At 75.0% G+C, this 14,772-nt stretch carries 10 protein-coding genes; 2 read left to right on the top strand and 8 right to left on the bottom strand.

All coding sequences use genetic code 11. The features are described 5' to 3' along the window. Window positions 1–46 precede the first annotated feature (46 nt). From ABGA99_RS13130 to ABGA99_RS13165, 8 genes are all read right to left on the bottom strand, one after another. The gene (locus ABGA99_RS13130; protein ID WP_347577357.1) at window positions 47–943 is read right to left on the bottom strand and encodes a universal stress protein; all 897 of its coding nucleotides are present in this window, start codon (window positions 941–943) and stop codon (window positions 47–49) included. Between the two features lie 160 nt (window positions 944–1,103). Further along, window positions 1,104–1,820 carry an ABC transporter ATP-binding protein gene (locus ABGA99_RS13135; RefSeq protein ID WP_347582693.1) on the bottom strand — a complete coding sequence of 239 codons (717 nt, stop codon included), beginning with the start codon at window positions 1,818–1,820 and terminating at the stop codon, window positions 1,104–1,106. Window positions 1,821–1,828: 8 nt separating this feature from the next. Continuing rightward, the gene (locus ABGA99_RS13140) at window positions 1,829–2,677 is read right to left on the bottom strand and encodes an ATP-binding cassette domain-containing protein (protein WP_347577359.1); all 849 of its coding nucleotides are present in this window, start codon (window positions 2,675–2,677) and stop codon (window positions 1,829–1,831) included. Window positions 2,678–2,813: 136 nt separating this feature from the next. After that, entirely contained in the window at window positions 2,814–4,910 is a 2,097-nt protein-coding gene (locus ABGA99_RS13145; protein ID WP_347582694.1) for an ABC transporter permease, read from the bottom strand. Between the two features lies 1 nt (window position 4,911). Next, the gene (locus tag ABGA99_RS13150) at window positions 4,912–6,126 is read right to left on the bottom strand and encodes an ABC transporter substrate-binding protein (protein ID WP_347577361.1); all 1,215 of its coding nucleotides are present in this window, start codon (window positions 6,124–6,126) and stop codon (window positions 4,912–4,914) included. A 154-nt stretch (window positions 6,127–6,280) separates the two neighbouring features. After that, on the bottom strand, window positions 6,281–6,685 hold the full coding sequence (locus ABGA99_RS13155; protein ID WP_347577362.1) for a roadblock/LC7 domain-containing protein: 405 nt from the start codon (window positions 6,683–6,685) through the stop codon (window positions 6,281–6,283). After that, window positions 6,685–9,123 carry a nitrate- and nitrite sensing domain-containing protein gene (locus ABGA99_RS13160; protein WP_347577363.1) on the bottom strand — a complete coding sequence of 813 codons (2,439 nt, stop codon included), beginning with the start codon at window positions 9,121–9,123 and terminating at the stop codon, window positions 6,685–6,687. Before ABGA99_RS13160 ends, ABGA99_RS13155 begins: the two co-directional genes overlap by 1 nt. Window positions 9,124–9,481: 358 nt before the next feature. Then, window positions 9,482–10,702 (bottom strand): FAD-dependent monooxygenase, encoded by a 1,221-nt coding sequence (locus ABGA99_RS13165; RefSeq protein ID WP_347577364.1) that lies wholly within the window; start codon window positions 10,700–10,702, stop codon window positions 9,482–9,484. Between the two features lie 256 nt (window positions 10,703–10,958). Between ABGA99_RS13165 and ABGA99_RS13170 the strand changes: the two genes are divergently transcribed. Together ABGA99_RS13170 and ABGA99_RS13175 are read left to right on the top strand one after the other, a co-directional pair. Next, window positions 10,959–12,803 (top strand): ABC transporter ATP-binding protein, encoded by a 1,845-nt coding sequence (locus ABGA99_RS13170; RefSeq protein WP_347577365.1) that lies wholly within the window; start codon window positions 10,959–10,961, stop codon window positions 12,801–12,803. Continuing rightward, window positions 12,800–14,713, top strand: a complete 1,914-nt coding sequence (locus ABGA99_RS13175; RefSeq protein ID WP_347582695.1) for an ABC transporter ATP-binding protein — start codon at window positions 12,800–12,802, stop codon at window positions 14,711–14,713. The genes ABGA99_RS13170 and ABGA99_RS13175 overlap by 4 nt, the downstream gene beginning before the upstream one ends. Window positions 14,714–14,772 lie beyond the last annotated feature (59 nt).

A 14,772-nucleotide genomic window follows, 5' to 3' on the forward strand; every position in this document is an offset into this window, starting at 1 on the left:
GCGGCCGGGCTTCCACGGCGCGGGCCGGGCCCGCCTTCGTAGGTGCTCAGCGCTTGTCCGTCTCCCCCCGCACCACCGCCACCGGGCAGTCCGCGTGGTGCAGCAGCGCCTGGCTCACCGAACCGAGCAGCATTCCCGTGAAGCCCCCGCGCCCCCGCGCGCCCACGACCACCAGCGCCGCCTCCCGGCTCGCCTCGATCAGCGCCTCGCGGGGCCCGCCGCGCAGCACGCGGCGGTCGACGGACACGTCCGGGTAGCGCTCCTGACGGCCCGCCAGGACCTCGGCGAGCACGCGCTCCTCGTTCGCGGCCAGGTCGCCCGCCCCGCTCGCGTACGGCGCGGCGGGGTCATGGGGCGGCGGGGCCTCGGCCTTCCACGGCGACCAGGCATGCACGGCGACGAGGCCGGTGCCGCGCATCGCGGCCTCGGCGAAGGCGAATTCGATGGCCGCGTCGCCGGCCGGCGAGCCGTCCATGCCGACCACCACCGGTCCTTCACGCGCCGGGTCGCCCCCGCCGCGCACGACGAGCACCGGGCAGTGGCCGTGTGCGGCCAGGTGTACGGCCGTCGAGCCCAGCAGCAGACCGACGAACGCGCCGAGTCCGCGGCTGCCGACGACGGCCAGCGCCGCGCCGCGCGACTCCTCGGCCATCACCGGCAGGGTGTCGCCGGTGACGACGGCGCCCTCGGCCGCGACGTCCGGTTCGGCCGCGCCCGCGTGCCGTACGGCCTCGGCGATCACCTGCTCCGCCTGGTTGCGCAGCCCGCCCTCGGGCGGGCCCATCGACGACGGCTCCAGCGGGACCCGCATCATCGGCCAGAAGAAGGCGTGCACGATGCGCAGCGAGGTGCCGCGCAGCCGTGCCTCGCGCGCCGCCACGGCGACGGCCGCCAGGCCCTCGGCGGACCCGTCGACGCCCACCAGCACCGGTGCACTCACCATCGGCCTCCGTCTTCGCGCGCGGCGCGGAGGGCGCCGCTGCTTCCACGTACCCTGTCCCCAGGCTTGCCCACCTCCGCCGGACCCGCCAGCCGGCGGCGGATGAGCGGGTGAGCGGCACCGTCGGCGCTTCCGGGGCGTACGGGGCCGAAGGTTCCCCGGGTCAGTGCGCCGTCAGCGCCAGCGCCTCGTGCAGTTCCCCCGGGTCCTTGCGCACCGCGGGACCGGCGAGCCGGGCCGTGACCCGGCCCGACGTCAGCACCGTCACCGTGTCGGCGCACTGCGCGGCCGACGCCGGGCTCGGCGAGACCAGCAGCACCGCGAGCCCCTCCCCCGCCAGCGTGCCGACCAGGTCGAGGATCTGCCCCACCAGGATCGGCGCCAGGCCCTCCGTCGGCTCGTCCAGCAGCAGCACGCGCGGCGAGCCCAGCAGCGCGCGGGCCAGGGCGAGCATCTGCTGCTCACCGCCGGACAGGTCGGTGCCGCGGTGGGTGCTGCGCTCGCCGAGCCGGGGCAGCAGGTCGAGCACCCGCTCCGGCGTCCAGGGCCGGCCGCCCCCGCCGTCGCGGGGCGGGCGGTGGGCGAGGCGGATGTGCTCGGCGACGGTCAGCCGGGCGAAGACCCGGCGGCCCTGGGGTACGAGGCCGACGCCGGCGCGGGCGATGCGGTGCGCCGGGCGGCCGGTGACGTCGCGGCCGGCGACCTCGACGGTGCCGGTGGCCGGGCGCAGCAGGCCGGCGACGGTGTGCACGAGGGTGGTCTTGCCGGCGCCGTTGTGGCCGACGACGGCGTGCACGTTGCCCTCGGGGACGTCGAGGTCGAGGTCGTGGAGGACAGTGCCGCCGTGGTAGCCGGCGGACAGCCCGGAGATGCGGAGCATGGGTCGGGTCACCTCTCGGCGCCGGTGTCGTGGGCGTCGGCGGCACCCGGGATGCCGGCGACCGCCGGGGCGTCGGCCGTGGTGGCGGCGTCCAGGTAGGCGCTGCGTACCTCGGGCAGCTCGAAGACCTCCCGTACCGGCCCGGAGGCCAGCACCCGCCCGGTCACCAGCACGGTGACCGTACGGGCCAGCCGCGCGACCACCTCGGTGTTGTGTTCCACCAGCAGCACGGCGATGTCGTCGTCCAGGGCGCCGAGCACGTCGAGCAGCCGGACCACGTCCCGGTCGGTGAGCCCGGCCGCGGGCTCGTCGAGCAGCAGCACGCGCGGTCGGGCGACGAGCGCGGCGGCGAGGTCGAGCAGCCGGCGCTGGCCGTGCGACAGCGAGCCCGCCGGGCGGTCCGCCACCCCGGCGAGGCCCACGTCGGCGAGCCGCTCTTCGGCGGCCGCGGCCAGCCGCCCCCGGCGCGCGGTCCGCCGCCAGGCGCCGCGGCGCTCGGGGTGGTGCCGCCAGGAGGCGAGCAGCACGTTGTCCAGGACGGTCAGGGCCGGGATGGCGGTGGGCTGCTGGAAGCTGCGGGCGACGCCGAGGCGGCTGCGCCGCGCGGGTGCGGTACGGGTGACGTCGCGGCCGAACAAGGTGAGGGAGCCGTGGTCGGGGCGTTCGGTGCCGGCGATGAGGTTGAGCAGGGTGGTCTTGCCGGCGCCGTTGGGCCCGATGAGGGCGTGCCGGGCGCCGACGGGCAGGTCGAGGGAGACCTCGTCGACTGCGGTGAGGCTGCCGAAGCGGCGTGTGAGACCGGCGAGTTCGAGGGCGGTGGATGCGGAGGATGCGGAGGATGCGGAGGATGCCGTCACGGGGTGCCCTTCCCTACGCGGGCGGAGGGGCCGGATGCGGTCACACCGCGGCCTTCCGTACGAGGAGCGGGCAGGCCGGCGGCGGAGGCCGCCGCTCGGCCCGTACGACGAGCGGGGCGACCCGCGGCGCGCGCGGTCATGTCGTCCCCTTCCGCAGCCGGGCCGATGCGCCCGCCTCCGCCGGCTCCGTTGTGTCCGGCGGCTCCGCGTCGCCGGGGCTCCGCGGCGCGGGCAGCCGCCCGGCGGCACCGCCGGTTTCCTCGCCGTCCGCGGCAACCACGCGCGGTGCCCCGGAGACCAGCCCGGCGATTCCGCGCGGCAGCAGGTAGACCGCCGCGACGAACAGCACGCCGAGCAGCAGCGGGCCGTGGCCCGGCCACGAACCGGCGAGCCAGTCGCGGGTGTAGACGATGAGCCCGGCGCCCACCAGCGCGCCGATCACCGAGGTGATGCCGCCGATGACGGCCGCGAGCAGCGCGAGCGCGGCGATCTCGAAGCCGACGTCGGCCGGCGAGACGTAGCTCTGCACGGCGATGAGCAGCGAGCCGCCCGCGCCCGCGAGGGCGCCCGCGCCGACGTACGCCAGCAGCAGGTACCGGGTCACGGGGTGTCCCGAGGCGCGCATCCGCTCCTCCGCCTCCCGCGAGCCGGTCAGCAGCTTGCCGGCCGGCGAGCGCAGCAGCACCAGCGCCACGGCGACGACGCAGACGACGACCACCGCCGCGTACTGATAGATCGCCAGCTCCTCGAAGAGCGGTTCGCCGCCCCAGAACGCCTGCGTGGAGGGGAACCCGGCGAGGCCGTCGGTGCCGCCGGTCACGGACTTCCACTGGCCGATCGCGATGGCGGTCAGCTCCCCGACCGCCACGGTGATCATGAGCACGGTGGTGCCGCGGGCGCGGATCACCGCGGGCCCCGTCACCACGCAGAACGCGGCGGCGGCGACGGCGGAGATCACCACCTGCACGGGCCCCACCGTCCAGTCGTTCTCGGCGAGTTTGGCGGTGGTGTACGCGCCGACGGCGAACGGCGCGGTCTGCCCGAGCGTGGGCAGCCCGGCGTAGCCGGTGACCACGGTGACGCTGACCGCGAGCAGGCCGAGGGCCAGGGCGTAGCCGGCGAGGGAGAGGGCGTAGGCGTCGAGCATCGTCGGCAGGACGGCCAGCACGACGACCAGGGCGAGCAGCGGGGCGGCGGCGCGAAGCGCCGTGGCGGCCCGACCGGCGCGGCTCCCGGTCGCGGCGGCACCGGCGGCCTTGGCACGGCGCGCCGCCGGCATTCCGCGCCACGGCCACGGCACTTGCGCCAGTCTGCGGCGCAGCCGCTCCGCCGGGTCGGGCGGCGGGTCGGCGTCGTGCTCCGGGCCGTGCGGCTCGGCGAGTCCGCGGCCGGAGCGCAGGATCAGCACCACGGCCATGGCGGCGAAGAGCAGGTACGGCGCCCAGTCCGGGGCGACCGACACCCCGAGGGTCTGCACCTCGCCGACGCCGATGGCGGCCACCAGCGTCGCCCACAGCGAGCGGAGCCCGCCGAGGACCACGACGACGAGGGACAGCATCAGCACGGTGTCCCCGGTGCCCGGCCCGGGGCCGATGATCGGCGCGCCGAGCACGCCGGCGGCGCCGGCCAGGGCGCCCGCCGCGGCGAGCACGCCGGTGTGGACGACCCGGGGGCTGAGCCCTGTGGTGGCCAGCATCTCGGGGTCGTCGGCGGCGGCCCGTACGGCGGCGCCCGCGCGGGTGCGGGTGAGCACCCAGGTGCCGGCCGCGGCGAGGACGACGGCCATGACGATGAACCCGAGCCGGTAGGCCGGGTAGCGGTGGCCGAGGAGGTCGACGGACTTGTCCAGCGCGTCCGGGATGCGTACCGGCATCTCGTCCGCGCCGAACCCCTCGACGAGCAGGTTGCCGCCGATCAGCGCGAGCCCGAAGGTCAGCAGCGCCTGGTCCAGATGCCCGCGGCGGGCGAGCGGCGCCGTGGCCGCCGACAGCAGCGCGCCCGCCGCGCAGGCGGCCGCGGTGCCGGCGACGAGACCGAGGGCGAGGCCGCCCCAGGTCCCGTCGCTCAGCTCGGCGCCGGTGTAGGCGCCGACCGCGTACAGCGTGCCGTGCGCCAGGTTCAGCACCCCGGCGGTGCCGAACGCCAGGCTCAGGCCGGCGGCGACGACGAACAGCAGCAGCCCGTAGGCGACGCCGTCGACCGCCGGCACGAGCTGGGCATCGAGCGCCCCCATGTCAGTCGCCGAGCGTCGCCAGGTCCTGGACCGTGACGTTGGAGAGTTGCTCCCCGTCCTTGCGGACCTCGCGCAGGTACCACTTCTGCACCGGCGCGTGCGACTTCTTGCCGAACGCCCAGGTGCCGCGGGGGCTTTCTATCTGACCGAGGCTGCCGAGGGCCTCGTTGATGGTGTCCGAGTTCACCTCGCCCTTCTCGGCGGCCACGCCGATGGCCATGTCGAGCGCCGCGGCGGCGTCGTACGAGGCCACGGCGTACCCGGTGGGCGGGGTGTCGTGCTTGGCGGTCCAGTCGGAGACGAACTTCCGGTTGGCGTCGTTGTCCAGGTCGGACACGTAGTTGGAGACGGACTGGATGCCCTCGGCCGATTCGCCCTGGGCGAGGAGGATGCTGCCCTCGGTCAGCGAGCCGGAGGCGTACAGCGGCAGGTCGGCGACGTCGGACTGGGCGTACTGCTTGACGAAGTCGATCGCGGCCTTGCCGGCGTAGAAGGTGTACACCGCCTTCGCGTCGGACTGGGCGATGTCGGCGAAGTACGGGGTGAAGTTGGTCGTGTCGGGGAACGGCGTCCAGGTGGTCTCGCCGTCGGAGTTGGCCAGTTCGCCCCCGACCTCGTCGAAGGTGTCGGTGAAGCCGCCGAGCTGGTCGTAGCCGCCCTGGTAGTCGGGGCCGATCGCGTAGACCGGGCCGTCGACCTCGTCCTTGACGTACTCGGCGATGGCGGTGCCGTAGTCCTTCGACAGGAAGCTGGTGTGCCAGACGCGGGAGACGTCCTTGAGGTCCGGGCGGCCGTTGGAGCTGACCAGCGGGATCTTGTTCTGCTCCAGCATCGGCAGCACCGCCTGGTAGGAGCCGTTGGCGACGATGCCGGTCATGACGTCGACCCGGTCCTTCTTCACCAGCTTGGTGGCGGCCGGCACGGCGGTGGGCGGGCCGTCCCCCTCGTCGCCCACCGACAGCTCGACCTCGCGCCCGCCCAGCTTGCCGCCGTGCGTGTCCAGATAGAGCTGGAAGCCATTGCGCAGGTCGGTGCCCACGGCCTCGTACGTACCCGAGAGGGCGGCCAGCAGACCCACCTTCACCGTCTCGTCGCCGGAGCCGCTGTCGCCGCCGCCGCTGCAGCCGGCGAGGGCCAGCGAGACGGCTGCTGCGGTGGCGGCGGCGGCCCGGGTTCTGCTACGGCCCGGACGGCGTATGGATGCGTTGACGAACACGAGGGCTCCCGAGGGAAAAATGAAGGATGGGCTGGGGGTCGATCCGGGGGTGGGGTGGGGGAAAGGGCGTGGAGCGACGACGGGCAGACGGACGACGTGGAGCATGCGGCCGGGCGCGCGGGCGGGGTGAGGGGGGCCCGCCCGGGCGGCGGCGTCAGGAAGCGGGCTGCGAGTCGCGCAGTTGAGGGCTGAGCGCGTCGCCCACCTGGTTGATCAGCTCGGACATCATGTAGCTGACCTCGCCGATGTCCGCGTCCCGGTTGGTGGTGACCAGGAGGGACGCCCCGCTGGAGACCGCCATGGAGAACATGTAGCCGCCCTCCATGGCCGTCAGGCTGTGCTCGACCGGGTCGGCCTCGATCAGCTGCGCGGCGCCGGAGAGCAGGTTGACGATCCCGGAGGCGATGGCTGCCAGCCGGTCCGCGTCGTCCTGGTCCACTCCCGTGTAGGCCAGGGCGAGGCCGTCCACGGACACGGCGATGACCTGGGTGACCTCGGGGATTCTTCGGGCGAAGTCACTCAGCAGCCAGCTCAGGTCGGCGGTGGATGGGGTAGTCATCACGTGCTCCGTTGCGAGTCGTCGTCTTTTGCGGACCGGGTACGGCCGCTGTTTCCGGCGTTACGGGCACGGCCCCCGTCGTCGTTACGGGTACGGCCGTCACCGCTGCCGTTGCCGCCCGTACCTGCCGGGCGGCCGCGATCGGCGGCCCCTCCGGCTCCCTCACGGCGGCCTGTGCTCCTGCTGATGCCCTGGGTGTACGCGGCCAGCACGTCGGAGATCTGCCGGGAGTCCCGGCGCTTGGCGGGCGCCGCCTTCCGCTCGCTCCGGCCCGGCTTGTTCTCCCCGTCGCGCTTGGGGAACCGCGGCCACTGGTCCGCCGGCTGGCGCATCCGCACGGGCAGCCCCGAGGGGCTGACGCCGGCGACGCGGTCGGCCGGGTCGTACTCCGGGCCGAAGGGCGGATGGCGCCGTGTGCCGCTGTCGTCGCCGGTCCCCGGCTCCCGGGTGCCCGGTGCGGCGGCGCCGCTCGCGGCGGCCGGAGCGCGGCGGGGCGCGGCGGCGGCGACGGGCTCGTCCATCGGCTTGCGCGGGCCCGGTACGCCGCGGGTCGTGGCGGCGAAGACGCTCGGCTCCCCCTCCACCAGCGGCCGTTCGCCCTCGACCATCGTCTCCTCCGCGACGGCCACGAGGACCGTCGGCGGGAGGGTGACCTCGGCGATGGTGCCGGGGCCCGCGGAGGAGCGCAGCTCGACGACGATGCCGTGCCGGGCCGCGAGCCGGGCCACGACGTGCAGACCCATGGACCGCACCGCGCCGACGCCCGTGTCCGGATTGACCAGCCGGGCGTTCAGCTCGTCGCGGCGCTCGGCGGTCATACCGACGCCCTCGTCGACGATCTGCACCACCGCGCGGTCCCACAGCCGCCAGACCGCCACGCCCACCTGCTTGTCGGGGGGCGAGAACCGGGTGGCGTTGTCGAGGAGTTCGGCGAGGATGTGCGCGAGGTCGTGCACCGCGCGGGCGGCGATGCCGATGCCCTGCTCCACGATGCCCATGGCGACGCGCTCGAACCGCTCGATCTGCTGGGCGGCGGCGACGACCACGGTGGCGCAGGGCGCGTCTGATTCTCGTACCCGGGCGTGACCGTAACCCCCCATCACCAGCAGATTGTTGGTGTTGCGCTCCATGCGGATGGCGAGGTGGTCGAGCGCGAAGAGGATCTTCATCCGCTCCGGGTCGGCCTCGTCGCGCTGGACCGCGTCCAGCTCGGACACCATGACGGAGGTGAGCTGCGCGCCACGGCGGGCGACGCCGACCAGGGTCTCCGCGAACTGCTCGTGCGCGTGGGCCTGCTGGGCGGCGAGCCGTACCGCCTCGTGGTGGACGGAGTTGAACGCGTCGCCCACCTCGCCGATCTCGTCGTCGCCGGTGGTCTCCACCGGGCTGCCGGAGCTGTCGGCGACCTGCCGTGGCGTGGCGCCGCCGAGGGCGCCGGGCTGGGAGAGGTCCGCGACGATCTGCGGCAGCCGTTCGGTGGCCACCGCGCGCGCCGCGTTGCGCAGGTCGCGCAGCCGGCGGATGATCACGCGGCCGATCCGGAACGCGAAGAGCAGCGCGCCGACCAGCGTCACCAGCACCACGACGATCTCGATGACCGCCCACCAGATGAGCGAGGACCGCTCCTCGGTGACCTCTTTGTGCACCGCCTCGTTGACGCGACGCTCCACCGAGCGCAGCTCCGACAGCCGGTCGGAAGTGGCCTCCAGCCACTCGGCGGCGGAGATGTCGATCTCCTGGCCGAGCGGGGTACGGCTGACCTGGTCCTGCATCCGCTGCGCGGGCAGGGTGCCCGGGGCGGAGAGCGCATGTTCCAGCATGCCGCGCCACTCCGGCGTGCCGAGGGCCACAAAGGTGCCGAGCGTCTCGAAGAAGCCGATCTCGGTGGCGTCGAACGTGCGCCGGGAGGCGGAGGTGAAGCCACCGCCGGCCAGCGCCCGGAGCACCACGACCTGTTGCTGCGCCGAGTGCTCCGCCCCGCTCGAGTACGCGGCGGCGGCCCGGATGCGGTCGGCGATGTCGGCGTTGACGCCGTCGGCCTGGGCGATGCCGTCCCGGTAGGCGATGAGGTCGGCGATCGTGATCCGGTAACCGAACGCGAGCGCGGCCAGGGTGCCGCTGCCGGAGCGCACCTGGGCGCGCAACGAGGGCAGCTCCGCCAGCGAGCGGTCGATCCGCTGCACGGCGAAGTCGGCGTTGTGGGGCAGGGACTCGAGGTCCCTGCGTTTCTCGGTGTAGTCCGAGATACCTGCGTCCGTGGCGTCGGTTGCCTTGCGGAACGTGGCGGCATCGCCCTGGGAGGCGACCAGCGCGGTTGCGGCGGCACGTTCGTGCTGCAACCGGGCGGTCAGCTCCGCGGCGGACTCGGCGGCATCGACCATGTGCGCCAGCCTGTTGGCCTGGAACGCCTGGGTCGTCGCCGGCGCGAGTGCTCGCACGGAAAAGGCGATGGCCACCGCAAGGGGCACGGCGACCAAGAGGACGAGTCGACGGTTGATCTTCACTACGCAACCCCTACGTCGGGGTCATGACACAGTAAAGCTGACACGGGATTACCTTGCGATGGGGAGGGTGTGACATGTGGGGGTCGGTGCATCCATCGCTCCTGCTGAGGGTGGGCTGAGCGATGTGTCTGATGCTAAGTCGGAAGTATAAGTTACGGGCGAGTACAACATCAAAATATGTAAGAGGGAGATCCAATCTCTACCTCTGACCAATCCGATTCGATCAGGTTCCGTCTGAAATTTCAGAGATGGGTGGGCAGTTGGGGCCCTGCCACGGCCAAGACTCCGCCCGTCAGCCGCGCTTGAGAGCGTGGCCGCCGAAGCCGCTGTTCCCGTCCGGACCGCGGTTCTGCTCCTGCCACCAGGCATCGAACTCCGGCTGCCCCATCTTCTGCCAGTCCGGGGTCTGCTCGACCTGGGCGCGGCCCAGCCGGCGGCCGAGGGCGACCATGGCGGCACCGACCGCGGTGCGGTCCGCGTCGTACGCGGCGGCGATGCCCGGCCAGTCGCCCCCGGCACGGCAGGCGGCCTCCAGCGCCGTGGCGTCCTGCAGCGCCTTCACGCTGCCGCCGCCGGTGTGCGGCCGTACGACGGTGGCGGCGTCGCCCGTGAGCAGCAGCCGGCCCACGGCGAGCCGCGGCACCTCCAGGTCGTATATCGGCTGGATGAAGGAGTCCTCCGGCGCGGTACGCAGCACGCAGCGGCCCCAGTACGGCGGGAAGTGCTCGGCGACCAGGTCGCGCAGGTACGCGGTGAGCTTCGCGGCGACCCGGCCCGGGGGCAGCGAGGTCGGGGTGCGCAGGTCGAGCAGCAGGTCGGGGTCGTCCGGCGGGACGGCGTAGAGCACCCAGTTCATCCGGAAGCCGCCGCCCGCGGCGGGGATGAGGTACATCATGCAGTGGCCGCCGGGGAAGACGACCACGCGCGCCTCGGCGCCGTCCGTCTCGGGGTCGCCGGCCACCGGTGCGGAGGTGCCGCGCCAGCCGAGGTAGCCGGCGTAGTGGGGGGCGAGCCCGGGAAACATCGCCTCGCGGACCACCGAGCGGTAGCCGTCCGCGCCGATCACCGCGTCGAAGCGCTCCTGGCGGCCGTCGGCGAGCTTGAGGGTGGCGCCGTCCGCGTCCTGCTCGACGGCGGTCACGGCCGCACCCGTGTGGTACGTGACCGACTCGGGCACGCGGTTGCGCAGTTCGTGCCAGAGCGAGCCCCAGTTGTAGGAGCGGAACGGGAAGTGCTGCTCGGCGAACCCGTGGCCCAGCTCGGCGTCTCCGTCGCGGATCGTCCACACCCGGCGGTTCAGACCGGACCACGGCATCGAGGAGTCCACGTACCCCGCGGCCTCCAGCTCCGCGAACCGCGCATCGTGCAGGCCGATGCCCACGCCTCGGTCGCGCAGCTCGCCGCCGGCCCGCTCGAAGACGGTGACCCGCCCGGCACCCGCCCGCGCCACCGCCTGCGCCGTGGCACACCCCGCGATGCTCCCGCCCACCACGGCGACGGAGTCCTCGTCCACCACGGTCTCCCCTCTGTTCCTCGGGCCGGCGCCGTGACGCACCGCGCCCGGCCGGCTCTCCCGCACTTCCGGGGCAACAACCTTCCCCAACGCGATCACCGCGTCAAGAGATCGACGGAGCCCCAACCACCCCCGTGTGCAGCCGAGTCGGGCCCGCCGGGCAGCTCGCGCACCCCCGGATCCGGACCGCCCGACCATTACTTAGGCTAGCCTTACCTCCCGGTCGGAACGGGACAACGAAGAGGTGGGGTGGCGGGTGGCTGCGCAGGGACCGTCGGGACGGGACGTGCTGCAGGGCGCGATCACGGGACAGCGGCGCGGTGTCGCGATCGGCTCGGTACTGGCGGTCGGGCACCAGCTCGGCGAGGCGCTGGTCCCGGTGCTCATCGGCGTGGTCATCGACGACGCCGTCGCCGGGGACGACGCGGGCGCGCTGGTGCGCTGGCTCCTCGTGCTCGTCGCGGTGTACGTCATGCTCGCGGTGAGCTTCCGCCTCGGGGTCAAGGCGGCCGAGCGGGCCGCGGAACTCGCCGCGCACCAGGTGCGGCTGGAGCTGGTGGGGCGGGTGCTCGACCCCCGCGGCGGGGCCGAGCGCGGCCGGCTGCCGGGCGCCGTGGCGAACATCGCCACCGACGACGCCAAGCGCGTCGGCTACATCGTCATGGTGGTGACCGTCGGCGTCTCGGGACTGGCCGGCGCGGCGGTCAGCGCGGCGGCACTGCTGCTCATCTCCGTACCGCTGGGACTGCTCGTGCTGATCGGCACACCGGTGCTGCTGTGGCTCGGGCACCTGCTGAGCAAGCCGCTGGAACACCGCAGCGCGGCCGAGCAGGAGCAGGCCGCCACCGCCTCCGGCGTCGCCGCCGACCTGGTCGCCGGGCTGCGGGTACTCAAGGGCATCGGCGCGCGGGACGCCGCGGTCGAGCGCTACCGGGCCACCAGCCGCGACTCGCTGGCCGCCACGCTGCGCGCCGCGCGCGCCGAGGGCTGGCAGAACGGTGTCGTGCTCGCCATGACGGGCGGCTTCATCGCGCTGGTGGCGCTGGTCGGCGGCCGGCTCGCGCTCAGCGGCGACATCACGCTGGGGGAGCTCGTCGCGGCCGTCGGGCTCGCGCAGTTCCTGCTGACGCCGCTGCAGGTGTTCGCGTACGTCAACGCCGAGTTCGCCCAGGCACGGGCGTCGGCGGCACGGGTCGCCGAGGTGCTGGCCGCGGCGCCGGCCGTGGTCCCCGGCGACCGGCGGCTCGCGGAGCCGGTCCGCGGCGAGCTGCGGCTGCGCGGGGTGGGGCTCGGGGCGCTCACCGAGGTGGACATGGCGGTCGCGGCCGGCGAGCTGGTCGGAGTCGCGACGACCGAACCGGCCGCCGCGGAGGCCCTGCTGCGGTGCCTGGGCCGGATCGAGGACCCGGCGACGGGGGTGGTGGAGCTGGACGGGGTCCCGCTGACCGGGCTCGACCCGGCGGAGCTGCGGACGGCGGTCCTGGTGGCGGCCCACGACGCGGATCTCTTCGCGGGCACGGTGGGCGAGAACGTCACGGCGGCGGAGCCCGGGCGGCCGGTGACTGCCGCCGCCGGTGGCGGGCCCGCCGGCGACGCGGGAGCCGACGGCGCCCGTACGGGACACCTGGAGGCCGACGGCGCACCCGCCGGCGCCGCCCGTTCCGGACCCGAGCCGCCCGGCCCCCACGCCGACCGCGACGCCGGCCGCGATCCCGGGCCCGCGATGGCCGCCGCGGCGGCCGACGAGGTGGCCCGCGCGCTGCCCCGCGGCAGCGAGACCGAGGTCGGCGAGGCGGGGCGCGCGCTCTCCGGCGGGCAGCGCCAGCGCGTCGCCCTGGCGCGCGCGCTGCACGCCGGGCGGCCCGTGCTCGTCGTCCACGACCCGACCACCGCCGTGGACGTCGTCACCGAGGCCCGGATAGCCGAGGGGCTGCGCGCCCATCGCGCCGGGATGACCACCCTGCTGGTCACCAACAGCCCCGCCCTGCTCGCCGTCGCCGACCGGGTCGTGTTCGTCGACGCCGGCCGGGTCGCCGCCGAAGGACCGCACGCCGCTCTCGTACGCGACGAGGCGGCCTACCGGACGGCGGTGCTCGCATGACCGCGACGCCCGGCCCGTACGACGGGACGCCCGAAGGACCCGGCGGGCCGAAGGCCCGGAGCGGCGACGGCACCCGCGAACTGCTCCCCACCGCCACCCCCGCCCGCACCCGCGCCGCCGTGCGCGAACTGCTGCGCCCGCGCCGGGCCCTGGCCTGGACCGCGTTCGCGATGACGGCCGCGGCCACCGCCGTCGGGCTGCTCACCCCGCCGCTGCTGGGCCACATCGTCGACCTGGTCACCGACCGGCGCGAGGCCGGCGCGCTCACGCTGCCCGTGGTGCTGCTGGTCGCCGTGGCCGTCGGCCAGGGCGTGCTGACCGCGATCGGCCGCACCATGGTCTCCCGGCTCGGCGAGACGGTCCTCGCCGAACTGCGCGAGCGGTTCGTCGAGCGCGCGCTGCGCCTGCCGCTCGACCGGCTGGAGAAGGCCGGCTCCGGCGACCTGACCGCCCGTGTCACCCGCGACGTCTCCCGCGTCGCCGAGGCCGTCCGCGGCGCGCTGCCCCAACTCGCCTCCTCCGTGCTGGCCATCGTGCTCACGCTGGGCGCGCTGGCGATCCTCGACTGGCGCTTCCTGCTCGCCGCGCTGCTCGCGGTGCCCGTGCAGGCGTACACGGCCCGCTGGTACGTACGCCGCGCGGTGCCCCTCTACGCGCGCGAGCGCGTCGCCACCGGGGCGCAGCAGCAGCAGCTCCTCGACACCGTCAGCGGCGCGGCCACCGTGCGCGCGCACCGGCTGGAGGCGCTGCACTCCGGGCGCGTGGACGCGCGCTCGCGCGCCGCGGTGGACCTGAGGCTGCGCGGGGTGCGGCTGCTGATGGGGTTCTACAACCGGCTGCACGTGGCGGAGTACCTGGGGCTCTCCGCGGTGCTGGTGGCGGGCTACGTGCTGGTGCGCGACGGCTCCGCGTCGATCGGCACGGCGACGGCCGCCGCGCTCTACTTCCACTCCCTGTTCGGGCCGGTGAACGTGGCGCTGGTGCTCCTCGACGACGCGCAGGCGGCGACGGCGGGGCTGGCGCGGCTGGTCGGCGTCGTGGACGGGCGGGAGCAGGCGGCCTCCGGCCGGCCGGGACCCGCGCAGGAGTCGCGGCCCGCGCTCGGCGTGTCCGTCAGCGGGGTGTCGCACGCGTACGAGCCGGGCCGGCCGGTGCTGCACGACGTGGACCTGGAGCTGCGGCCGAAGGAGAAGGTGGCGCTGGTGGGCGCGAGCGGGGCGGGCAAGAGCACGCTCGCCAAGCTGCTGGCCGGCATCCACGTCCCGGCCGCCGGGCGCATCGACGTGGGCGGCACGGCACCGGACGAGTCGGGCCGTACGGTCGCGCTGGTCACCCAGGAGGTGCACGTCTTCGCCGGCCGGCTCGCCGACGACCTGCGGCTGGCCCGCCCCGGCGCCGGAGCCGAGGAACTGCGCGAGGCGCTGGCCCGGGTGGGCGCGCTGGGCTGGGCCGAGGCGCTGCCGCAGGGTCTTGACACGGTGGTGGGCGAGGGCGGTCACCGGCTGACGGCGGACCGGGCCCAGCAGCTCGCGCTGGCCCGGCTGGTGCTGGCCGACCCGCCGGTCGCGGTGCTCGACGAGGCCACCGCGGAGGCGGGCAGCCTCGGCGCCCGGCGACTGGAGGAGGCGGCGGAGCGCGCGCTGGAGGGGCGCACGGCGCTGGTCGTCGCGCACCGGCTGAGCCAGGCCGCGGCGGCCGACCGGGTCGTGGTGATGGAGGAGGGCCGGGTCGCGGAGAGCGGCACGCACGACGAACTCCGGGCCGCGGACGGGCCGTACGCGGCGCTGTGGCGGGCGTGGTCGGCGGGGCGCGCGGCCGACGCGGAGCAGGACACGAAGCGGAAGACGGAACAGGACACGGAACAGGACACGGAACAGGACGCGGAGGGCGCCGGGCGCTCCGGGCCGTAGCGGATCGCACGGATCAGCCGGGTCACCCGGCTCACGCCGTCGCTGCGGGTACGGGCCGG

Origin of the sequence: Streptomyces sp. B5E4 (assembly GCF_039871555.1) — a bacterium.
Lineage (GTDB): Bacteria > Actinomycetota > Actinomycetes > Streptomycetales > Streptomycetaceae > Streptomyces.

Excerpts from the sequence above, each read along its gene's own strand:
- ABGA99_RS13175 (WP_347582695.1), top strand. The coding sequence starts at position 12,800 with ATGACCGCGACGCCCGGCCCGTACGACGGGACGCCCGAAGGACCCGGC.
- ABGA99_RS13155 (WP_347577362.1), bottom strand. The coding sequence starts at position 6,685 with ATGACTACCCCATCCACCGCCGACCTGAGCTGGCTGCTGAGTGACTTC.
- ABGA99_RS13130 (WP_347577357.1), bottom strand. The coding sequence starts at position 943 with ATGGTGAGTGCACCGGTGCTGGTGGGCGTCGACGGGTCCGCCGAGGGC.
- ABGA99_RS13135 (WP_347582693.1), bottom strand. The coding sequence starts at position 1,820 with ATGCTCCGCATCTCCGGGCTGTCCGCCGGCTACCACGGCGGCACTGTC.
- ABGA99_RS13145 (WP_347582694.1), bottom strand. The coding sequence starts at position 4,910 with ATGGGGGCGCTCGATGCCCAGCTCGTGCCGGCGGTCGACGGCGTCGCC.